This is a genomic window from Streptomyces sp. NPDC060002 (assembly GCF_042737245.1).
Lineage (GTDB): Bacteria > Actinomycetota > Actinomycetes > Streptomycetales > Streptomycetaceae > Streptomyces.
Genome location: NZ_JBHWUW010000082.1, coordinates 1 through 22530, shown reverse-complemented (window position 1 = coordinate 22530; position 22530 = coordinate 1). Strand labels below are relative to the sequence as shown.

Genomic DNA, 22530 nt, shown 5'->3' with positions numbered 1-22530 from the left:
TTAGGCGGTGGGAGCGGGCTGCCTGAGCAGTTCGGCGCGATGGCGGGCGGCGGCGGACACGGCGGCGGGGCCGCCCAGCGCCACGACGCCGACCAGCCGGCCGTCGTGGTGGTAGCCGACCAGGACGTCCGCGTCCGGGTCGCCGTCCAGCACCCGCACGTCGTCCCTGCCGAGCGCGGGCGCGCCGAAGGACTGGAGCCGGAAGCCGTGCTGGTCGCTCCAGAAGGAGGGCAGGGGCGCGAAGGGCGCCGGCTCGGGGCCCTCACCGGTGAGGGCGGCGACCAGCACCTTCGCCGCGTGCTTGGCGGTGTCGGTGGGGATGCACCAGTGCTCGACCCGGCGCGGTACGCCGTCGTAGCGGGCGTTGGGGAAACGTGCCACGTCGCCCACCGCCACCACGTCCGGCCGTCCGCCGACGCGCAGCTGCTCGTCGGTGAGCACCCCGTCGGACAGGTCGAGGCCGTTGCCGTCGAGCCACTCGGTGTTCGCGAGCGAACCGACCGATTCCACCACCACGTCGGCGGGCAGGACGGTTCCGTCGCCGAGCACCACGCCCGTGACCCGGTCCTCGCCCCCGAAGCCGGCGACGCCCGTGCCGAGCACGAAACGCACCCCGTGCTCCTGGTGCCGCTTCAGCAGCGCGCGTCCCAGCAGTTCTCCGAGCGGGCCCACCATGGGCAGGGGCAGCGGGTCGACGACGGTCACCTCGGCGACGCCGAGGCTCACGGCGGTGGCGGCCACCTCGCAGCCGATGAACCCGGCGCCCACCACGACCACCCGCACGCCCGGCCCCGTCAGCTCGTCGCGCAGCGCCCGGGCGTCGTCTACGGTGCGGATCGCGTGGCGGCCGGCGAGCGGTCCGGGGCAGCGCAGTCGGCGGGGCCGCATGCCGGTGGCGACGACCAGAGCGTCGTACGCGAGCTCCGAGCCGTCGTCGAGAGCGACGAGCCGCTCGTCGAGGCGGGCGGCGACGGCCTTCGTGCCGAGGCGCCACTCCGCGTCGGCCACGCTCGCGCGGGGACGGAAGGCCAGCGACTCGAAGGGCGCCTTCCCGGCCAGCACGTCCTTGGAGAGCGGGGGCCGGTTGTAGGGCATGTGCGGCTCGTCGCCGACGAGCGTGATCGCTCCTGTCCAGCCGGCCGACCGCAGCTGCTCGGCGGTGCGCAGGCCGGCCATGGAGGCGCCGGCCACGACGACGCGTGCACGGTGCGACGTCATGATCAGGCCTCGATCCGGATGGCCTGGAGCGGACAGACGTCGGCGGCTTCCTCGACCTCGTCGAGCAACGCGCCGTCGGGGTCGCTGACGTAGGCGAGGCGCCCGTTCCCGTCGAGCTGGAAGACGTCGGGAGCCGCGAAGACGCACTGGCCGTGGTCCTGGCACTTGTTCATGTCGACGACGACCTTCATGGCCGGTCCTCCTGGGAGTGTGGGGGCCCGACCGCTGTCGGCCGGGCCCCGGCCAGGAGGTCCGAGGACCGGACCTCCAACTCATTTGGCTTCAAACAACATAGGAAGCCGCGCACCCCTGGTCAATACCTGTCCAGGTGGATAATTTTTTGCTGCCGACCCCTTGCGGGCCGACGGGGCCGTTCATATCGTTTGGCATCAAACAACTGGCACCAGCCGCCGAGGAGACCACGGTGAGCGCAACGCAGACACCGGACCCCCGCCAGTACCAGGAGCGGCTCGCCGCCGAGGGCATCGACGTGGTCCGGGTGACCTATCCCGATCTCATCGGCACCGACCGAGCCCGCGACGTCCTGCTCGACCAACTGCCGACCGTCTGCGAGCACGGGCTGGCGTTCTGCCGGGCCGTCTACCACACCTCGCCCCAGGGGGACGTCGTCCCGGTGAGCGGCGGCCTGGACGCCGGCCTGCCCGACGTCACCGTGCGCCCGGACCTCGACACCCTGGTCGCACTGCCCTGGGAGCCCGGGGTCGCGACCTGTCTCGGCGAGGTGATCGACCCGGCGACCGGGGCGCCCGCCGCCGAGTCACCCCGTGACCTGCTGCGCTCGGTGCTCGCCCGGTGCGCCGAGCAGGGACTGCGCCCGGTGGTCGGCCCCGAACTCGAGTACTTCCTGTGCGACGCGGACCCGGCGTCCGCGAGCGGATACAAGCGCTACTCGAGAGCCACCGGTGTCGTCTACACGGCCGGCCTGCGCGCCGACCCCGACAACCACCTGCTGCGCACCCTGCGCCTGCTGCGCGACCTCCGCATCGGCGTCACCAACGGCAACCACGAGTTCGACGGCGGCCAGTTCGAGATCAACCTGACGCACTCCGGGGCCCTGTCGGCCGCCGACCGCGCCTTCCGCTTCAAGGCCGCCGTCAAGGAACTCGCGCGCAAGGAGGGACGGCTCGCCACCTTCATGGCCAAGCCGTTCAACGACGCCGGCGGCTCCGGCTTCCACCTCCATCTGTCCTTCGAGGCCTCCGACGAGGACGGCGGCCACAACGTCCTCGACGACCCCAGCGGCCCCTACGGTCTGTCCGCCACCGCACGCCACGCGATCGCCGGCCTCCTCGCCCACGCCCCGGCTCTCGCCGCACTCGCCAACCCCACGGTCAACTCCTACAAGCGCTTCGGCCCGGACACCCTCGCGCCCTGGCTGATCGACTGGGGGCTGGACAACCGCAGCGCCATGGTCCGCATCCCGCCCGAGCGCGGCTCCGGCGCCCGGCTGGAGCTGCGGCTCGGCGACGCGGGCGCCAACCCGTACCTGCTGATCGCGGGCACGATCGCCGCCGCCCTGCTCGGAGTGCGGGCGGGGGAGGAGCCGCCCGCCCCGCTGGAGGGCTACGGATACGACACCACCCGGGCGGCCGTCCTGCCGATGGGCCTGTCCGCCGCCCTCGACGCGCTGGAAGCGGACACCGCCCTCACCGACGTGCTCGGCAAGGACTTCGCCACCGCGTACCTCAGCTACAAGCGCAACGAGGTCGATCGCTTCCGACGGCATGTCACCGACTGGGAGTTCACCGAGTACGCCTACCACCTGTGACGTCCAGGAGACCGAACACCATGACCACTTCCGCCCCGCTTCCCTCCGTGCGCGAAGCCGTTCCGGCACCCATGCCGCTGGACGAGGTGAACCTCGCCGACCTCGACAACTTCACCGACGGGGTCACGCCCTGGCGCATGTTCCACACCCTGCGCCACCAGGACCCGGTGCACTGGCAGCCCGAAGAGGCGCCGAACAGCGGCTTCTGGGCGCTGACCCGGCACGCGGACATCGCCCGCGTCGACCGCGACGCCGAGACCTTCACCTCGACGAGGTTCGTCAACCTGGAGGAGGTGGACGACGACCAGATCAAGAAACGCGCCTCCATCCTGGAGCTCGACGGTGTGCGTCACCGGGCGCTGCGCAGCCTGATCCAGCGGCAGTTCGGCGCGGGCGTGATCAACGGCTACAGCGACTTCCTGCGCGGCCTCACCGCCACCACCCTGGACAAGGCGCTCGCGAAGGGCACCTTCGACTTCGTCGCCGACGTCTCCGCCGACTTCCCCATCAACGTCCTCGCCCGGCTCCTCGACGTACCGCCGGAGGACAACCAGCGGCTCATCGACTGGGGCAACCGCATCATCGGCAACACCGACCCCGACTACGCGGACGTCCTGCTGCACAGCGCGGAGAGCGAGCAGTACCGTGACCTGCCGTTCCGCTCGCCCGCCTCGCTGGAGGTCTTCGACTACGGCCGGGAACTGGCCCGACAGCGGCGCGGCAAGGACGGCACCGACCTGGTCTCGCGCCTGGTCAACACCCCACCGCGCGACGGCGTCCCGCTCTCGGGGCAGGATTTCGACAACTACTTCCTGCTCCTGGTCGTGGCGGGCAACGAGACGACCCGGCACACCATCACGCACTCGATGCTGGCCCTGCTCCAGCACCCGGAGCAGCTCGCCCGCCTTCGGCAGGACCCGTCGCTGATCCCGGTCGCGGTCGAGGAGTTCCTGCGCTGGGCATCGCCCGTCTACCACTTCCGCCGCACGGCGACCCGGGACGTGGAACTGGGCGGCAAGCGGATCAGGGAGGGCGACAAGGCCGTCATGTGGTTCGCGTCCGGCAACCGTGACGAGGAGGTCTTCGGCAACCCCTACGACTTCGACGTCGGCCGGCGGAACAACGACCACGTCACCTTCGGCAAGGGCGGCCCGCACCTGTGTCTGGGCAACCTGCTGGCCCGTACCGAGATCCGCATCATGTTCGAGGAGCTGATCCCGCGTCTCGCGGGCATCCGGCTGGCCGGCGAGGTCCCGCGCGTGCGGTCCAACTTCGTCAACGGCATCAAGAAGCTGCCGGTCGAGGTGACCCTGGCCTGACCACGTCAAGCCCGCCCGCGCGCCCGCGCCCGGTAGGCCGGTGCACCCGCGCCCGGTACGACGGCGCTCGCGCCGCCGGCCGGGGGCGACCCCCGGCCGGCGGGCGCTGGGGGCCGGGTCAGAGCTGGCCGGACTCCGCGATGGTGATCTTCGCCGAGGTCTTGCCGCTGCCCGAGCCGTAGGACTCGATCTTCTTGACGAGGGCCATGCTCTCCTCGTCGGCGACCTCGCCGAACACCACGTGCTTGCCGTCGAGCCAACCGGTGACGATCGTGGTGACGAAGAACTGCGAGCCGTTGGTGTTGCGGCCCGCGTTGGCCATGGAGAGCAGGCCGGGACGGTCGTGCTTGAGCGTGAAGTTCTCGTCGGCGAACTTCTCGCCGTAGATGCTCTTGCCGCCCGTGCCGTCGCCGCGGGTGAAGTCACCGCCCTGGAGCATGAAGTCGGGGATGACCCGGTGGAAGGAGGAGCCGGCGAAGCCGAAGCCCTTCTCGCCGGTGGCCAGCGCGCGGAAGTTCTCCGCCGTCTTGGGGACGACGTCGTCGAACAGGTTGAAGTTGATCCGCCCGGCGGGCTTGTCGTCGATGGTGATGTCGAAGTAGATCTTGATGGTCATGGTTACATCCTGCACGGTCTCGCGAGCGCTGCCGAATCGAGGGGTCGTGTCGGCCCTCACACTCTCCGTTCCGAGGGGTCGCGGAGGGCGCCGCTCAGTCGACAGGCCAGGTGTGGGCCGGGGCGTTGAGGTGCATGTAGTCGATGTAGAGCTGCGTCATCCGCCGCAGCGCCTCGTGGCGCCCGGCCTGGGCCGAGGCGGTGATGCGATGGAACATCTCCTTCTGCCAGACGGCCCCGTTACGGCCCGTGACACACCGCTGCTCGATGATCCCGAGCAGCGGCTCCCGCCAGGCCGCGTCCATCCCGGAGAGCTCCAGCCCCCGGTGGGCCAGCGGCAGCAGGCGCCGCAGTACGAGTTCGGCCACCGGCGCCTCGCCCATCCCGGGCCAGTACAGCCGGGCGTCGATGCCGTCCCGTGCCGCCGCGTGCAGGTTGTCCTCGGCGGCCCGGAAGGACATCCGCGACCACACCGGCCGCTCGTCCTCCACCAGGGCCCGGGTGATGCCGTAGTAGAAGGCGCCGTTGGCGAGGGTGTCGGCGACGGTCGGACCGGCCGGCAGGCAGCGGTTCTCCACCCTCACGTGCGGCTGGTCGTTGGCGACGGCGTAGACCGGTCGGTTCCAGCGGTAGATGGTGCCGTTGTGCAGGGTCAGCTCGCCCAGTTCCGGAACGTCCCCGCCGGCCAGCGTCTCGCGCGGATCCTGCTCCTCGCACAGGGGCAGCAGTGCGGGGAAGTAGCGCAGGTTCTCCTCGAAGAGATCGAAGACGCTGGTGATCCACCGCTCACCGAACCAGACCCGGGGCCGTACTCCCTGCACCTTGATCTCCTGCGGGCGGGTGTCGGTCGCCTGCTCGAACAGCGGGATACGGGTCTCATGCCACAACTCCTTCCCGAACAGGAACGGTGAGTTGGCCGCCAGCGCCACCTGCACGCCGGCGACCGCCTGCGCCGCGTTCCAGTAGGCGGCGAACTCGTCGGGGGAGACCTGGAGATGGAACTGCGTACTGGTGCAGGCGGCCTCCGGAGTGATCGTGTCCGCGTAGGTCCGCAGCCGGTCGACACCGTCCAGCTCGATGTGCAGGTCCTCGCCCCGCGCGGCGAACACCTGGTCGTTGAGCAGCCGGTAGCGGGCGTTCTCGGACAGCGCCGACTCCCCGACGTCGTCCTGCCGCAGGGTGGGGAGAATGCCGATCATGATCAGATGCGTGCCGACCGTCCGGGCACGCTGCTCGGCGTGATTGAGCGCGGCCCGGATCTCGGCTTCCCAGGCGTCGGGGCCGCCCTGCGTCAGACGGCGCGGCGGCACGTTGATCTCGAGGTTGAAGCGGCCGAGCTCGGTCGCCCAGGCAGGATCCGCGATCGCGTCGAGCACGTCGTTGTTGCGCATCGTCGGCTCGGCCTCGTCGTCGACCAGGTTCAGCTCGATCTCGAGACCCACCTGGGGCCGCTCGGACTCGAACCGCGACTCGCGCAGCATCCGCGCGAACACGTCGAGGCACTCCTGCATCTTGATCCGGTACCGGCGGCGGTCCTCGCGGGTGAAGACCAGCGCCGGGACATCACGTCCCATCGGCCCTCCCGGCTTGTCCTGGGTCGGACGCCCTCACCTCCAGCGTCGCACCCCCGGACGCCCCTCACCAGGCGGGAAACGCGGCCCGTGGCGCGGCCGCCGGGCGACTCGACACCCGGAGGCCTACGTGATCGGTTCGGCCAGCCGGGCCACCTCCTGTGCGGCGTCTTGGGCCGCCCGCTCGGCCCGGTCCACCGCCTCGGCGGCGGTCCGCAGCCGCTCCTCGGCCTCCTGCCGCTCCCGCTCGGCGCGCCGGAGCTCCTGCTGCGCCTCTCGCAGCCGCTCCTCCGCCGCGGACTCGTGCTCACGGGCCCGCTCGTGCCGGTCGCGGGCCCGCCGGAGCGACGCGTCGGCGTCGGCCCGTCCGGCGCTCAGCTCACGGAGCCGGTGATCGGCGGCTTCGGCCGACCGGCGGGCCCGGCCGAGCTGCTGTTGCCGTCGTCGGCGCCGCTCGGCGAGTTCGTCCTTCGCCCGGGGCCGCGATGCCGGAGGCGCGGGCGCCGGTCGGGCCGCCCGGTGCGCGGAGCCGGCCGTCGATGCGTCGAGGGACGGAAAGTCGGCCGGCGGGGTGAGGGCGCTCTCCAGACGGCCCGCGGCCCAGCGCTCCGCCGCGTCCTCGTCGGCCAGCACGGCGCGCAGGGTGGATTCGACGTCCTGCTGAGCCGCGCCCGACAACCGGTGCCCGGCCTCACGAGCCAGCTGGGCGGCCTGTCGGGAGAGCGCGGAGACGATGCTCCGGCGCTGCTCGGACAGCTCCTTGATCCCGTCGGCGTCCAGGGTCCGGTACGCCTCGCGCAGCGCCCGCCCCAGCTCCAGGAACCGCCCGCTCTCCTGCGGCTGCGAGCGCAGCAGCAGGTTCGCCGCCCAGGCCGCGAGCGTGGGGCGCCGGGCGCCATGGATCCGACGGGCATCGTCCCCGCGGCCGTCGCGCTTGGCTTCGGCGGCCAGCTGCTCCCGGCGGGACACGAAGGCGGACGGCGGTGTCGCGTAGAGCTCGTCGAGCACCCGCTCCACGTCGTGCCCCGCGGCGGGTCGAGCGGGTCGTACACCCTTTCGCACCATGATCATCAGAGTCCACCCGGCCCGGCCCCCGCGCATCCCGGCGGCGGGGGAGCCGGGCCAGGGCCGGGTTCCGGCCAACCTGATCGCCCCTGAGTACGCGTACTCAGGTCCGGGGACGATCACCCCGGCAGAGTGTGGGGTTCATGACATCTCACGGAGGAGCGAACATGAGCCGAGCGAGGAAAGTCCTGGCCATGACGGTGCTGGCCGCCTCTGCGCTGACGGGTGCCGGCGCCGTGCCCGCCGCGGCGGCCGGGGATCCCCTGCTGCCGCACCCCGGTCCGGACGGGCTGGTGTGGGTGCAGGAGCGGACGGGCGACGGCGGGGTCGCGTCGGGGGGCGCCTGGGAGGGTCTGCCGACCGTCCTCACGCTGGCGTGCGAGGGCGGTGGCAGCGTGCGGGTGACGATGCGGCAGGAGGCCGAGGTCGCCGCGTTCTCGGTCGACTGTCCGGCCGGAACCGCCGGGGTGGGCTCGGTGACCATGGCCGCCGGCGTGGTGCGAGCCGGCTCCTTCACCGTGGGAGTGGACGCCTCGGCGGACGACATCCGGTGGTCGCTGACGGTGACTCAGCCGGAGTAGCGGCCAACCCCCCGGAGCGGCGGGCACCCCGGCAGCGGCACGGAGACCGCCCCCGCCCTTCGCGGATGTGCACCGGATGCGTCGTCAGCGGAGCGGGTTCAGACTGAGGGCGTGACTGGCATGTACACCAAGCAGCGGTCGGGGAGCGCGCAGGAGGGCCCGCGCGGACCCTCGCAGTCGGTGGCGCTCGCGGCCATGATGTTCGCGGTGGCGATGACGTTCATCGACCAGACCATCGTGTCGATCGCCACCCCGGACATCGTCAGCGAACTCGGCCTGTCCGCCTCCGGCATGCAGTGGGTCGTCAACGCCTATCTGCTGGCGTTGGCCGCGTTCTTCGCCCTCGGCGGACGTCTGGCGGACCTGCTCGGTCCCCGTCGCGTCGTCGTGGCGGGCACCCTGGTGTTCGTGGTCTCGTCGGTCCTGTGCGGCTGCGTGCCCAGCGGCGACTTCGCCCTGCCCTGGCTCATCGTCTTCCGGTCGACTCAGGGGCTCGGCGCGGCCCTGCTCTTTCCCGCGGCGCTCGCGGTGGTCGTGGCGGTCTTCCCGGTGGAGCGACGCGGCCGCGCCCTGGCCCTGTTCTTCGGTGTCACCGGCGCCCTGACCGCCATCGGGCCGCTTCTCGGCGGCTGGCTCACCGAGTGGACCTGGCGGGCGATCTTCTGGGTCAACGTGCCCGTCGCCGTCGTCGCGTTGATCCTGACCGCGCTCGCCCATGTGTCCGATCGCCGCCGGGACGAACCCCTGGACGTGCGGGGCGCGGTGCTGATCGCGGTCGGTATGGGCGCGAGCGTGCTCGGCTTCCAGCAGGCGTCGGCGTGGGGCTGGGACAGCGTGCTCACCTGGGTCTGCATCGTGGGCGGTCTGGCGGTGCTGTGGCTGTTCTGCCGCTACGAACTGCGCACGGCCCACCCGTTGGTCAAGCTGGCGGTCTTCCGGGACCGCGCCTTCCTGGCCGACGGACTCGTGCTGTTCTTCGCCATGTTCGCGTTCGTCCCGCTGTTCTTCTTCGCCTCCGTCTACGCGCAGGTGTCCCTGAGCGCCTCGCCCAGCCAGGCGGCCCTGTACCTGCTGTACTTCTTCGTGGGCTTCGCGCTCGCCTCGCAGTGGGGTGGGCGGATCCTGGACAAACGAGGCGCGCGGCCGGCCATGAAGATCGGGTGCGTGGTCGGAGCGGTGGGCTTCGCGCTCTGGGCGGGGAAGCTGACTGATCTGTCCATGCACGACCAGTGGCCCTACGCGGCCCTCGCGGGGGCCGGCATCGGCTTCATCCTCGCGCCCGCCTCCACCGACGCCGTGAACCGGTCGATCGACGCCTCCTACGGTGAGGTCACCGGCATCACGCAGACGATCCGCAACTACGCCGCGAGCGTCGGCCTGGCCCTCTTCGGCACCCTGCTGACCCACCGCATGACCGACAACGTCACCGACACGCTCCAGTCGCGCGGCGTGCCGTCAGGGGCCGCGGAGGGCGCGGCGAGGAACGTCGCCGAGGCGATCACCGGCAATGCCGACGACCGGCAGCTCAGCGGCGGCGGCCCGGTCGCGCGGACGGTGCAGGACTCGATGTCCGCGATCCGGATGGACTTCGCCGAGGCCAACCAGTGGGTGTTCTACGGGATGGCGATCGCCCTGGGCGTCGGATACCTGTGCGCGCTCCGCCACCCCGGCGGTACGAGCGCCACGGAACGGGCCGACGAGCCGTCGGCCGACCGCTCGCACAGCCCTGACCGGTCCTCCTGACGACGGGTGACGGCCGAAGGACGACGGCCGAAGGGTGACGGCCGACGGGTGGGGGCCGGCGAGTGACGGCCGACGGGTGCGGGCCGGCGAGTGACGGCCGACGGGTGGGGGCCGGCGAGTGACGGCCGACGGACGACGGGCGAAAGCCGGGAAACCCCGAAGGCTTCCCCGGCTTCCGGGACTCAGCGGCTGCGAACGGCGCTGGTGGTGAAGAATCCCATGGCCGCGGCGCTGAGCAGGGCGCAGACGGCGAGGAGGGCGGTACGTCGCATCGAGGGGCCTTTCCGGTGATGACGGATGGGTTCTGCACAACGCCGGTCGGCCCCGTGTCGCTTCGCCCCCGGACCGACCCCACCCGTACGGATGCGGCCAAGCGTGTGTGTGTGCGCCGCCCGGTGCCGTGAACCGGTGCCGTGAACCGGTTCCGCGAGACCGGTGCCGTACACCCCGCGCGTGATGTCGGCGTCCGCCGGCTCAGGCGTTCACGTCCCCACCCGTACGGGCCGCCGGAGCAGATAGGCCCCCGCCGCCGAGACGAGGACGGCCATGCACGCGATGAACACCAGCCCGGCACCCTCCAGGCCGAGGGGGCCCACCAGCACGCCGACGCCGATCACCGGCACCGAGATGCCCGCGTAGGCCACCACGAAGAGCGTCGAGATCACCGCGGCGCGCCGGTCCTCGGGAGACGCCCCGGCCACCGCGGACAGCGCCCCGCGGAACGCCAGCCCCTGCCCGACCCCGCCGACGATCGCGCTCAGCACCACCAACGGCAGCAACTCCCACCGCAACGCGCCCGCGAGCAGCGCCAGCCCGGCCAGGAGCGCGGCGCAGCCCAGCGGCAGCGACCGCCCGACCCCGACCCGGCCGACGACCAGCTGTCCGGCGGTCGAGGCGAAGAAGGCCAGCGCGACGATGAGGCCGCTCACGGCGTGGTTGCGCACGTCGAGTGAGTCGGCGAGGAACGCCGGGCTGACCGACGTGAACACGCCGAAGAGCGCGAACCCCACGAACGAGGCGATCGCCGCAGGCCCGAACACCGTCCGCACCTCAGGGGGCAGGCCGGGCCGCTGCGGCCGTACGCTGCTCAGCGATGTCCGGTGCCGCACGGTCTCCGGGAGCCACGCCACGACGGCGACCGAACAGGCCACCAGGGCGAGATGCACGGCGAACGGCAGGTACAGCGGCCAGTCGGCGTACTGCGCGAGCACTCCGGCGAGCAGCGGACCGCAGCCCAGCCCGCCCATGTTGGCGGCGGTCGCGACGAACGTGGCCCGGGAGGCGCCGCCGGGCGGCGCCAGGTCCATCACGTACGCCGTGGCGGCCCCGGTGAACAGCCCGGCGGACAGCCCCGACAGCAGCCGCCCCGCGTACAGCCAGCCCAGCCCGGTGGCGGCCAGGAAACACACGGCGCTCGCCGCCGCGCATCCCAGGCCCGCCATCAGCACGGGACGTCTGCCCACGGTGTCCGAGGCGTTGCCCGCCAGCAGCAGCACGCCGATGACTCCGAAGGCGTATACCGCGTACACGACGGTGACCGTCAGCTCGGAGAAGCCGAACTTCTCCTGATAGAGGCCGTAGAGCGGGGTCGGCAGCGTGGTGCCGGCCATGCACACGGCGAAGACGGCGCCGCCGAGCAGACAGGGGAGCCATCCTCGGTGATCACGGTCCATGCCGGCGACAGTAACCCCGCGCGGGGCCGCGCCGAGGCCCGACGTGCCCGGCGTCCCGCGAGTCGCCGCCGCCGTCCCGGGTCCCCCCTGCCGGGGGCCGGTCGGAGGATCACCGTCGAGCGGCTCGGGCGAGGAACGATGAATCAGGCACTCGAGAGCCGTGCGCGCCCGAACCACTCCCTGGTCGCCGCGCCGCCGGAGAGAGCCACGAGTACGGCGCCCGGGGCGGCCCCTGCGCTCCAGGCGAAGTGATGGGCCAGGGCCGCGACCGAGCCGCTCAGGACGATCACCCAGCCGACGGCGACCGCGCCCCCGCGCACCGCACCACCGCCGTCGGCGAACCTCGCCGAGATGACCAGCGACGCCACGGCGAGCACCGCGCACCCCGTCGCCGCGAGCAGCAGCATCCCGACGACCGGTCCGCCCAGAGCGCCGGACTCGAAGACGGCGGCGGCCACGGCCAGTCGCACCGAGCAGACGATGCCCGACAGGCCCAGGGCGACGAGCAGTGTCGGGCATATCTGGCCGTAACAGGCATGCGAGTCATAGGGATTCCTTGTGCCGTGCGGACGTCGGTCGCCGGGGCGTGGGAGACGGCGGGCCGGCCGGGCCACCGTAGTCGTCGAGGTCAGCGGGCTGACACCCCTTCGACGAAGGCGGCGACGACCCGTCACGCACCCTCGAAACGCGACACCGCGGCCGACGCGCCGCGCCGGATGTGACGGCTCCCATTGCACTCAGGGCACCGAAGCGGTGAGTCTCTCCTCGCACGAATTTCCGAGGAACTGTTATCCGGTGGGACCGAGGAGATCCCCCATATGACGGACAGCACCGTTCGGCGTCGAGGACAGGGAAGTCGCAATGAGTACACGGCACACGGTGGAGGCGGTGGCGCTGGTCACCGCTGCCCGAGCGGGCGACCAGGCGGCCCAGGACGCGCTCGTCGGCGCGTACCTTCCGCTCGTCTACAACATCGTGGGCCGGGCGTTGAACGGTTCGGTGGACGTCGACGACGTCGTGCAGGACACCATGCTGCGCGCCCTCGACTCGCTGGGCACGCTGCGGGATCCCGCGAGCTTCCGCTCCTGGCTGGTGGCCATCGCGATGAACCAGGTCCGGGCGCACTGGAACCGGCAGCAGCCCGCCCGGGGCGCCATGGAGGAGGCCGACGACGTCGCCGATCCGGGGGCCGACTTCGTCGACCTGACCATCGTGCAACTCCAGCTGTCCGGCCAGCGGCAGGAGACCGCGCGCGCGACGCGCTGGCTGGAGCCCGACGACCGGGGACTGCTGTCCCTGTGGTGGCTGGAGTGCGCCGGCGAACTCACCCGGGCCGAGATCGCGGCGGCCCTGGACCTGACGCCCGAGCACACAGCGGTCCGCGTGCAGCGGATGAAGGCACAGCTGGAGGCGGCCCGTGTCGTCGTGCGGGCCCTGGACTCGCGGCCGCAGTGCCCGGAACTGCGCGGCGCCCTCGCGGGCTGGGACGGCCGGCCCTCGGCGCTGTGGCGCAAACGCACCGCCCGGCACGCGCGCGGCTGCGCCCACTGCTCGGGCCTGTGGAGCGGGCTGATGCCCGCCGAGGGCCTGCTGGCCGGTCTGGCACTGGTGTCGGCGTCGTCCGCGCTCCTGGCGAGGACGAACCCGGCCACCGACACCGTCGCCATGGTCGGCTCGGCGTCCCCGCTCGCCGGAGGCGAGGACCTGGGCGGGTCCCTCCCGCCGGTGAACCGCCGTGCCGCGAAGGACCGCACCACCTCCCGCACCGACGCCCGTCGCAGGCGGCGCACCCGCCGAAGGGCGGTCGGCGGCGCGGTCGTGGCCGCCTGCGTGGCCGGCGGCGGCTTCTACTACTTCGGCACGGAGCCGGACGGCGGGACGGGGGAGAGCACCGCCGTACAGCCCGCGAGCGACGCCCTCGCCTCGGACCGTCCCACGCCGGACAGCGCCCGCAGCAGCTCGCCGTCACCGACCCCGTCCCCGACGGCGTCCGCCTCGAAGTCTCCGAGCGCGAGCGCCTCGCCGACTCCCCGCCCCAGCCGGACCGCGGTCGCCGCGGCCCCGGCGAAGTCGACCGAGCCGAAGCGGACCGCCTCCGAGACGCCGACCGCGCAGGCGGGTTCGTCCGATCTCGCGACGCAGGTGATCGCACTGGTCAACAAGGAGCGGGCGACGGCCGGCTGCGGCCCGCTCACGGAGGACGGCCTGCTGCGCGATGCCGCACAGGGCCACTCCGACGACATGGCCGCCCGCGACTTCTTCGACCACACCAACCCCGACGGCGCCGACCCCGGCCGGCGCATCACGGCCGCCGGGTACCGCTGGTCCACGTACGGCGAGAACATAGCCAAGGGCCAGCAGACGGCCTCCTCGGTGATGACGTCCTGGATGAACAGCGAAGGCCACCGGGCCAACATCCTGAACTGCTCCTTCAAGAACATCGGCGTGGGGATCCACGACGGCGCCGGCGGCCCGTGGTGGACACAGAACTTCGGCGCCAAGCTCTGACCGCGCACCGGCAGTCGAGGGACCGTCCCTCCTCGGCGCCGGAGGCCCGCCGGGGAGCGGCCGACGCCGGGTGCGCGGGTGCCGGATGCACGGATGCGGACGCAGCGGGCCGCGCTCGCGGAAGGCGGCAGGCTCGTCCGCCACGCCGGCGGTGACGCCCCGACCCGGCAGGACGGCGCCGCCGCGACCGACGGATCAGGCCAAGTGGCCCCCCGGATCCCGCAGGATCCCGGCATTCGCCGCGTCGGCCAGCATGTGCCGCACCGCGGGCGCGGGCATCCGGACGACCACCGGCTCCGGCAGGGTGACCTCCTGCACGGCCGTCCCGCGGCGGCCCGAACGCACCCGGTCGCTCACCTCCGCCACCGCCCGCACATCCAGCGTGAACTGCACCAGCACCGACTCGGACTTGGGCTTGTGCAGCGGTATCGACCCGGCGGCGTTGGCGGCGGTCGCCGCGCCGCCGCCGGAGCCGTCCACGGTGCCCAGGAGCTGGTTCAGCCGGAACTCGTCCGCGTTGAGCACCCCCGCGCCCAGCAGGCCGCGCGCCGACCGGCCGTGCTCGTCGGCCCGCTGGCCGTCCGTACCCGCCGGACGCGGCGCGTCCAACCCGCTCTGCGCGACCGTCTCGAAGGTCATCTTGTCGCCCACGCCCAGCACCCGGCCGGCCCGCAGCCTGGCGTGCAGCGAGGCGCGCAGGTCCTGGCCCGACGCGCCCGTCGCGTGCACCGGCGGAAGATCGGCACCCGCGGCGGTCAGCAGCGGCAGTGCCGCGATCAGCCACTCCGTGGAGACGGCCTCGCGCAGCAGGTGATAGGCCGCCTCGCCGCCGGTCCTGAACCGCGCGCCGCCGCCCGCCCGCCGCACCGCGTCGTCGACCGCCTGCCGCACCCTGGGCGTCCCCCGGAACCCGTTGACCTGGGCCTCCATCGGCAGCCGGACGCCGGAGTCACGCCAGGGACCGAGCCGGTCGGCACCCGCGTCCTCGGCGGCCACCGCGTGCACACCGGCCTGCTGGGGCGGTACCGGGGCCAGTTGCGACAGCGCCCGCAGGTCAGCGGCCAGCACCCGGTGGGTCAGGCTCAGGTTCTTCAACGGCGCGAGGGCCACCCGGCGGTTGCCGGAGAAGACCTCCAGGGTCGCCTCGATCGGCACGTTCATCCGGGCCGACGGGGCGGAGGCGGCCTCGGCGACGGTCTTCACGCCCAGCTGGGCACGCCCGACACCCACGGAGCGGCGTGAGTCGCTCGCGCCGAGACCCAGTCCCGCGGCCGCGCCGACGCTCTTCAACTGGCCCGCGCCCCCGTCGGGTTTCCCCGAGCCGGCCACGACCGCCTCGACGCCCCGGCTGTCGCTCTCGTCGTGGGCGGTGGCCCGCTGGGCGGCAGCGGAGGTGATGTACTCCATGTCCCGGCCGTCCGACGCGGTCTCGACATAGCTGCCCCGCCCGGTCCTGCGGATGCGGAACAGCGCCCGGTAGGGCCGTTTGCGCCCGTCGAGCAGCTCGACGCCCACCCCGCCGTCCATCGCGCTCGACAACAGGCCCGCCGAGCCGTCCCGGTCGAGCACCCGCAGCAGCCGCTGCACATTGTCGTTACGGTCCGTCAGACGGGTACGCGGCAGCAGGTCGTCGGCGAGGGACGCGCCGAGGCGGCCCCGGACCGCGTCCATCAGTGGCACGAAGTCGGGCAGGTCCTCGATCATGCCGAAGCCGAGCGGAAGCGACTCGGCCAGGGCGGGGACCGGGGCCGGGGGCACCAGGGGCGCGCTCTTCGGGGCACCGCCGGAGGTCGACGTCTTCCCCACCGGGGTCTCCGCCTCCTTGCCGGCCCGTACCGTCCCGGCGGGGCGCGAGGACTTGCCGGATCGCCCGGACTTCTCGGACGTCCCCGCCGGCGTCGTGTCCGAACCGGTTGCCGCGTCCTCGCGCCCCGGTTCGCCCGGTACCTTCAGCCCCGCCGCCCGCAGCTGACGCTCGGTCAGCCACACCGCGACCGCCCCCGGCACCGTACGGCCACCGCGCGCCACGTACGGGCCGCCGCCCGTCACGGCGACCTCGGCGACCATGCGCACCACCAGATCGCACTGCACCAGATAGAGCGGGCTCTTGCGGGGGGTGTGCGCGTTGCGTTCGACGGTGCCGACCAGCGTGGACGCCGTCGTGTCGCCGCTGCCCAGGGTCCGGCCGGCCGACACCCCCTCGGCGAGACGCCACTCGGCGCCGTTCTCCGCGCCCGTCAGGCCGCCCTGCACCGAGACGTTGTGACTCGTGCCCTCCTGCCCGGTGACCTGATGCCCGCCCAGCACGAAGGTCTCGGTGCCCGCCCCCGTGCCCTGATGGACGACCCGCCCTCCGGTCAGCGCGAACCGCGTGCCGACCGCGCCGGTCAGTCCGGCCAGCCGCCGCGCGTGCCGCAGGTTCTGCACCACCCAGCCGGCCGAGACGGCCTGCCGCAGCGCCGCCGTCACGGCCTGTGGGCTGAACCGGTCCTCGATCGCGAGCCGCGGTGCGAGACCCTCCGTCTGCAGCGCCCGGTCCTCCCGCGTCTCCTTGTTGCGGGCGGCGGCCCGCGCCAGCAGCTCGAAGGCCAGGTCCCGCACCGGCTGCCCGTCGCCCACGGTCTCCACGAGCGTCCAGTCCCGCACACCCCGTCTGCCGCCCAGCTGCCGCGACGCCAGACCGGCCAGGTCACCGATGCCCGCCGCCGCGAACTCCGTCCGCGTATCACGGTGACCCGCCCGGCGTGCGGCCATCTCCTCGTCCAAGTGCCGCTTGGCGTCGCCGTCCAGGGTGAACGCGGTCGGGGTGAGCAGACGCACGTCCTGCGCGTCGAGGGGCAGCGTCCCGACCCGCTCGGCGTCGGGCGCGTCCCGGCCCGGTGCACCGGGGGTCAGCGCGCGAGCGGCCTTGCGCTGCCGGGACGTCATGGTCACGTCGACGTTCAGGCTCAGCGCCCCGCCGAACACGCTCGCGTCCTCGGAGCCGTTGGTGAGGACGTCGGTGCGCAGGGTCGGCCCGGCCAGACCGCGCCGGGTCGTCGTACGGCCCTTCTCGGCACGCGCCGACAGGGTCAGAGCGCCGGGGATCAGCCGGAACTGGCCGAGCGCCATCCCGCCGACCGTGCGCGAACTCGCCCGCCCGGTCTGGAGGTTGGTCGTCACGCCCGCGTGGCTGCGGACGAGCCAGTCCTCGGTCTCGCCGAGGTGACCGGTCTCCCGCAGCGAACCGGTCACCTTCAGCTGCACATCGTGCGCGTGGAAACGGGACTTGCGGCGCAGCCGCACCCGCACGCCCGTGGACAGCAACTGGTCCTTGTTGACCCGCAGGTTGGTCTCCGACAGCACGGTCACCAGCTCGCGGTAGTTGCGCCGCTGGACCTCGGCGTCCTCAGGGCTGAGATCACGTGGCTGCTCCTCCTCGCCGAAGGCGGGAAGATACCCGGCGAGCCGCGTATCGGTGGCGAACAGCCGTGTCACGGCCCGCATCATCGGCGCGGTGTCCAGCCGGCTTATCGCCACGCTGGAGCCCATCGCGCCGAACGGCAGGTGCCGCACGTCGGCCTCGGCGGCCCCGTCCTCGGCCGCCCGCTCATCGCCCTCCGCCAGGTCCTGCCCGGTCGCCGTGGCCTTCCCCTTGCCCTTGACGTCCGCCCCGGCGCGTTCCGGACGCTTGACGAACTCGCCGGCCGTCACCCCCTCGGGCAGGGGCAGCCCCAGCTCCCGCGCCTCGTCCGCCCGCAGCGAGACCCAGACCCGCATCGTGTGGTGCGCGGTACGGCCGCCGCCCCGCGCCCTGGTCAAGGGCGAGGTGGGACCGGTGCCCTCGACGGTGAACAGCACGGTGCCCAGATACAGCACCTTCTCGCCGCGGACCTCCGCCCCCTGCCGACTGGACACATTCTGTTCGGCCACGCTGAACCGCGCCTTGCGCGCCCCGGCGACGGGCATGACGGTGCCGCGGACGGCGGCCGCGTTGCCGAGCACACCGAACCCCGCCGCCGGACCCGCGCCGAAGGCGCCGCCCCGGCCCTTGCCCGCGGTGTCCGTCACCGCGTGCTGCGCCTGCTGATGGGTGCGCAGCTGCGTCTTGCCGGTACTCCACCCGGGGGCCAGCTCGGTGATCGCCGCCCGCATCCGGTAGGTGCCCGTGGTGCTGCCGTCCCTGCTGGTCAGATCCTCGCCGACGACCCCGTCACGCAGCAGCCGGGGCAGGTCCTCCAGCACGGTCGCGGTGGCGGTGGCCTCGTACAGCCGGGCCCGGCCGGGAGCACCGGGCCAGGTCAAGGACGGATGCAGCGCAGAGGCGACCGCGTCGAAGAGCCCGCCGCCGCCCTGGTGCGGCGCGGCCCGGTCCGAAACGCCCAGCGGAGCCATGGAGTCCGCCAGCGACACGGCCCGGGCGGTCTCGGGGGCCACCGGACGCGGACGGGGCACCGGCCCGGCGGCCACCGGCACCAGATGCTCCACCGGCACCCGCATGGTCAGGCCACCGGACCCGCTTGCCTTCCGGGCCGAGCGCTCGCCGTCCTTCATGACGCGCACGTGGTAGCGGACCCGGCGCGGTACCTCGACCGACCCCTTGTCACTGCGCAGCACCCGCGGCTCCGCCATGTTCCGCTGGGTGCGCGAGTCCCGCGACGACTGGAAGGGCTGGGCATTGACGGTGGCCGCCCCGCCGACCCAGACCCCGGGTGCGACCGGGGCCAGCCCGAACCCGGTGAACGCCACGCCCTTCGACGCGGACCCGCTCGTGCTCTGTGCCACGGCGGCGGCCGTGTTGTGCTGCACATCGATCTTGGTGGCCGCGCCCTCGCTGTCCGGACCCGCGACGGAGAAGACGCCGGGACGGTCGTCGTCGGCGGGCGAGACGTTCACCGTGACGTCGTAACGGTCCGTACCCCGCACCCCGTTGACGGCGAAGGCCCGGCCGCGCCCGTAGAACGACTCGGGCCGCCCGGCGAGCTCCGCGGCGATCTCGGCGACCACACCGTCGCGCCGCCCGACGACATCGGCCAACGTGGTGGTGACGAACTCGTGGCCGGTGAGCCCGTACGCCGTGGACAGCCCCGCAGCCTCCATGTCCCTCAGATACGAGGGGAGTTCGAGGGAGTCGTCCTCTACCTCCTCGATGACGGCCGGTACCTGCGGGGGCCTTCGGCGGGCGGTGGACGGGCCGGCCGCGTTGAGCGCGGCGACCGTCGCCGCGTTCCCCGCGGTCTGCTGAAGCCCCAGCAGAGGATTCTGGCCACTGCTCCGACCGGCCACCCGGGCCGCCCGCGCCGCCCGTGGGGACCGCTCGGGGGCACTGCTGTGACGGTCGTCGCCCGTCTGCCGCTGTTCTCGCACGCGCGTCAGCGTAAGGATGCCCCGACGGCCGGTCAGGCTGCACGCGAAGTGTTCAACTACCGTACGCCTGACGGTCGTCGGACGCCGTCCACGGGCGATGGTGACCCCCTGAGCATGGCGTCCGCTCCATGTCCGCACGATCCGGGGAGGGGCTCCGGCCGCCGGACGCCCGCCGGACGTACGCCGGAAGCACGGAACCCCTCAGGACGTCGTCCTTCGCGATCAGTAGGTGTGCAGGGTGAGCCCGTAGCGGCTGAGGATCTCGTTCACCGGCTGGTAGCGGGCAGTGTCCTGGCTGCCGGCGCCTGCACCGCTGCTACGAGCTCGGGCCCGAACCCGGGCCTGAGAACTACCTGACTCTCGTCGGAGTCAGAGGATCCGGGCGGGACAACGTCTCGGACAGAGGCAGTCCGTCTCTTGCGGCGACGATCCGGCGCACCCGCAGTTCGGCACGCGTCCGCGGACGGTATCCGGGCTCCTTGCCGCACCCGCACGCGGGTCGCCCTTCGTAGCGCAGGCCCTCGCCCAACACCGCGGCCACCACTGACCATTCGCGGATGCTTCGCCGCGGTGGTGGCGCGAAATCAGGACCAGCGCACCGTGAGAGGCTGGGCGCAGTTCGGACATGGGTGCTCCCGCTGTGGGTCTGCATGCTGCTTGACGCTGACACGGCACAAAACGCACGCGCAGTGCAGCTTGTAGTAGGTCATGGCGTAGAAGCACACCGGATCACCGTACCGAGCAGACCGCCAAGCAGACCACTCGTTTCTCCGGGCCGTCGGTCCGTCATCAGATGCGTCATCTCAGGAGAGAGGCGCGGGTGGGCTGCCGCCGGCCTTGAGGTGTCGCTGGTGCCGGCGCAGCCGACGCGCCCCGTGCGTTCGTGCCCCCGTACCCTGTTCCGGGTGTCGTCCTCCCGCCTGCAACGTGTCGCCGTCCTTGTGCTCGAGGGTGCCAAGCCGCTCGACGTCGGCATTCCCGCGCAGGTGTTCACGACCCGCGCGAGCATGCCGTACGAGGTGCGGGTGTGTGGCGCGGCGCCCGGGCTGGTGACCGGCGGGGACGGGTTGTCGTATCACGTGGCCCACGGCCTGGACGCGCTCGAGTGGGCCGACGTCGTCTTTCTTCCCGGCTACCGTTTTCCGGACCTCGACGACCCGCCGCGCGAGGTCCTGCGCGCGCTGCTGGCCGCCCACGCCCGGGGTGCTCGGCTGGCCGCCATCTCGACGGGAGCCTTCGCGCTCGCCGCCACGGGCCTGCTCGACGGCAGGCGCGCCACGACCCACTGGCACTACACCCGGGCGCTGGCGGGGAAGCACCCGCTCGTCCAGGTCGACGAGAACGTCCTGTTCGTCGACGAGGGCAGTGTGCTGACGTCGGCCGGCGCCGCCTCCGGGATCGACCTGTGCCTGCACATCCTGCGCCGCGACCTCGGTGTGGCCGCCTCGAATCACGCGGCCCGGCGCCTGGTCGCCGCGCCCTACCGCAGCGGAGGTCAGGCGCAGTACGTACCGCGCAGCGTGCCGGAGCCGCTGGGCGAGCGGTTCGCCGCCACCCGCGAGTGGGCTCTGCACCGCCTCGACGAGCCCCTCACCCTGGAGACGCTGGCCAGGCACGCCGCGGTCTCCGAACGCACCTTCTCGCGGCGCTTCGTCGAGGACACGGGGTACACGCCCATGCAGTGGGTCATGCGCGCCCGAATCGACATGGCCCGTGAGCTGCTCGAACGCTCCGAGCGCGGCGTCGAGCAGATCGCGGGCGACGTCGGACTCGGTACGGGGGCGAACCTGCGCACGCACTTCCAGCAGATCCTCGGCACCACGCCGAGCGAATACCGGCGCACCTTCGCGAAGGGCGAGTAGCCGGTACGCCGGACGGGCGGGGCACGTCCGGACAGGCCGGGTGCGTCGTGGCGAGATCCTTTCGAACCATGGCGCTCACGCCCAGGTCACGGATCGGCGTCGCACGCGAGGCTGGTGGCGAACCGAAGGGACATCACTCATGACTCGCATCGCCGTCAACGGATTCGGCCGCATCGGACGCAACGTGCTGCGCGCGCTCCTCCAGCGCGAGAGCGACCTCGAGGTCGTTGCCGTCAACGACCTCACGGAACCTGCCACGCTCGCGCGACTGCTCGCCTTCGACTCGACGGCCGGCCGACTGGGCCGCCCGGTCGGCGTCGACGGCGATGTCCTCGTCGTCGACGGCCGTCGCATCAAGGTGCTCGCCGAGCGCGAGCCGGCGCGACTGCCGTGGGCCGAGCTCGAGGTCGACATCGTGCTGGAGGCGACCGGCCGGTTCACCTCGGCCGAGGACGCCCGGGCCCACCTCGACGCGGGCGCGAAGAAGGTCCTGGTCAGCGCACCCTCGGACGGCGCGGACGTCACGCTCGCGTACGGCGTCAACACCGACGCCTACGACCCGGAGCTGCACACGATCGTCTCGAACGCCTCGTGCACGACCAACGCGCTCGCTCCGCTGGCCGCGGTACTCGACGACCTCGCAGGCATCGAGCACGGCTTCATGACGACGGTGCACGCCTACACGCAGGAGCAGAACCTCCAGGACGGTCCGCACCGCGACCCGCGCCGTGCCCGTGCGGCCGGCGTCAACATCGTGCCGACCACGACGGGCGCCGCCAAGGCGATCGGACTCGTGCTGCCGAACCTCGAGGGCAAGCTGTCGGGAGACTCGATCCGGGTGCCGGTCCCGGTGGGTTCGATCGTCGAGCTCAACACGACCGTCGCCCGCGACGTGACGCGCGAGGACGTCCTGGCGGCCTACCGCACCGCGGCCGAGGGCCCGCTCGCCGGCGTCCTCGAGTACTCGGAGGACCCGCTCGTGTCGTCCGACATCACCGGCAATCCGGCCTCGTCGATCTTCGACTCGGCCCTCACCCGCGTCGACGGCCGTCACGTCAAGGTGGTCGCCTGGTACGACAACGAGTGGGGCTTCTCCCACCGTGTGATCGACACCCTCGAGCTCCTCGCCGCGCGCTGACCGCAGGCCCTGCCGGTCCCGTCGGCGCGGGGGGGGGGCGTGCGCCCCCGGCGCCCCGGGGCCCGGCGCGGGCCCCGGCGCGGCGGGCGCCCCGCGCGGCCC

The 22530-nt window shown here is 72.8% G+C and carries 15 protein-coding genes; 7 read left to right on the top strand and 8 right to left on the bottom strand.

The features are described from left to right. Positions 1 to 1218: an NAD(P)/FAD-dependent oxidoreductase gene (locus tag ACFWBD_RS38745; protein WP_385678008.1), complete on the bottom strand. Its 1218-nt coding sequence runs from the start codon at positions 1216 to 1218 to the stop codon at positions 1 to 3. Between the two features lie 2 nt (positions 1219 to 1220). Continuing rightward, positions 1221 to 1409, bottom strand: a complete 189-nt coding sequence (locus tag ACFWBD_RS38740) for a ferredoxin (protein ID WP_385678005.1) — start codon at positions 1407 to 1409, stop codon at positions 1221 to 1223. Positions 1410 to 1642: 233 nt separating this feature from the next. Between ACFWBD_RS38740 and ACFWBD_RS38735 the strand changes: the two genes are divergently transcribed. Beyond that, entirely contained in the window at positions 1643 to 3007 is a 1365-nt protein-coding gene (locus tag ACFWBD_RS38735) for a glutamine synthetase family protein (RefSeq protein ID WP_385678003.1), read from the top strand. Positions 3008 to 3027: 20 nt separating this feature from the next. Further along, positions 3028 to 4326 (top strand): cytochrome P450, encoded by a 1299-nt coding sequence (locus tag ACFWBD_RS38730; protein WP_385678000.1) that lies wholly within the window; start codon positions 3028 to 3030, stop codon positions 4324 to 4326. 118 nt (positions 4327 to 4444) lie between these two features. On the opposite strand, the gene ACFWBD_RS38725 is transcribed toward ACFWBD_RS38730, so the two are convergent. The 3 genes from ACFWBD_RS38725 to ACFWBD_RS38715 all read right to left on the bottom strand — a co-directional run bounded on the left by ACFWBD_RS38725 (position 4445) and on the right by ACFWBD_RS38715 (position 7577). Then, positions 4445 to 4942 carry a peptidylprolyl isomerase gene (locus ACFWBD_RS38725; protein ID WP_385677997.1) on the bottom strand — a complete coding sequence of 166 codons (498 nt, stop codon included), beginning with the start codon at positions 4940 to 4942 and terminating at the stop codon, positions 4445 to 4447. 94 nt (positions 4943 to 5036) lie between these two features. After that, positions 5037 to 6515, bottom strand: coding sequence for a glutamate-cysteine ligase family protein (locus ACFWBD_RS38720; RefSeq protein ID WP_385677994.1), 1479 nt, complete (start codon positions 6513 to 6515; stop codon positions 5037 to 5039). A gap of 123 nt (positions 6516 to 6638) precedes the next feature. After that, positions 6639 to 7577 (bottom strand): hypothetical protein, encoded by a 939-nt coding sequence (locus ACFWBD_RS38715; RefSeq protein ID WP_385677992.1) that lies wholly within the window; start codon positions 7575 to 7577, stop codon positions 6639 to 6641. Between the two features lie 167 nt (positions 7578 to 7744). Here ACFWBD_RS38715 and ACFWBD_RS38710 point away from each other — a divergent pair, with 167 nt between their 5' ends. Further along, a complete protein-coding gene (locus ACFWBD_RS38710; protein WP_385677989.1) occupies positions 7745 to 8158 on the top strand; it encodes a hypothetical protein in 414 nt (137 codons plus the stop codon). A gap of 120 nt (positions 8159 to 8278) precedes the next feature. After that, positions 8279 to 9901: an MFS transporter gene (locus ACFWBD_RS38705; protein ID WP_385678028.1), complete on the top strand. Its 1623-nt coding sequence runs from the start codon at positions 8279 to 8281 to the stop codon at positions 9899 to 9901. A 482-nt stretch (positions 9902 to 10383) separates the two neighbouring features. Here ACFWBD_RS38705 and ACFWBD_RS38700 read toward each other — a convergent pair whose 3' ends face one another. Beyond that, positions 10384 to 11574, bottom strand: a complete 1191-nt coding sequence (locus ACFWBD_RS38700; RefSeq protein WP_385677986.1) for an MFS transporter — start codon at positions 11572 to 11574, stop codon at positions 10384 to 10386. Positions 11575 to 11717: 143 nt separating this feature from the next. Beyond that, positions 11718 to 12044 (bottom strand): hypothetical protein, encoded by a 327-nt coding sequence (locus ACFWBD_RS38695; RefSeq protein WP_385677983.1) that lies wholly within the window; start codon positions 12042 to 12044, stop codon positions 11718 to 11720. 391 nt (positions 12045 to 12435) lie between these two features. Here ACFWBD_RS38695 and ACFWBD_RS38690 point away from each other — a divergent pair, with 391 nt between their 5' ends. Then, on the top strand, positions 12436 to 14082 hold the full coding sequence (locus ACFWBD_RS38690) for a sigma-70 family RNA polymerase sigma factor (protein ID WP_385677980.1): 1647 nt from the start codon (positions 12436 to 12438) through the stop codon (positions 14080 to 14082). A 195-nt stretch (positions 14083 to 14277) separates the two neighbouring features. Here the strand turns inward: ACFWBD_RS38690 and ACFWBD_RS38685 are convergent, their stop codons facing one another. After that, positions 14278 to 19428 (bottom strand): hypothetical protein, encoded by a 5151-nt coding sequence (locus tag ACFWBD_RS38685; RefSeq protein ID WP_385677977.1) that lies wholly within the window; start codon positions 19426 to 19428, stop codon positions 14278 to 14280. A gap of 905 nt (positions 19429 to 20333) precedes the next feature. Between ACFWBD_RS38685 and ACFWBD_RS38680 the strand changes: the two genes are divergently transcribed. Together ACFWBD_RS38680 and gap are read left to right on the top strand one after the other, a co-directional pair. After that, positions 20334 to 21290 (top strand): GlxA family transcriptional regulator, encoded by a 957-nt coding sequence (locus ACFWBD_RS38680; RefSeq protein ID WP_385677974.1) that lies wholly within the window; start codon positions 20334 to 20336, stop codon positions 21288 to 21290. A gap of 139 nt (positions 21291 to 21429) precedes the next feature. Continuing rightward, positions 21430 to 22428 carry a type I glyceraldehyde-3-phosphate dehydrogenase gene (gap, locus tag ACFWBD_RS38675; RefSeq protein ID WP_385677971.1) on the top strand — a complete coding sequence of 333 codons (999 nt, stop codon included), beginning with the start codon at positions 21430 to 21432 and terminating at the stop codon, positions 22426 to 22428. The last annotated feature ends 102 nt before the right edge of the window (positions 22429 to 22530 follow it).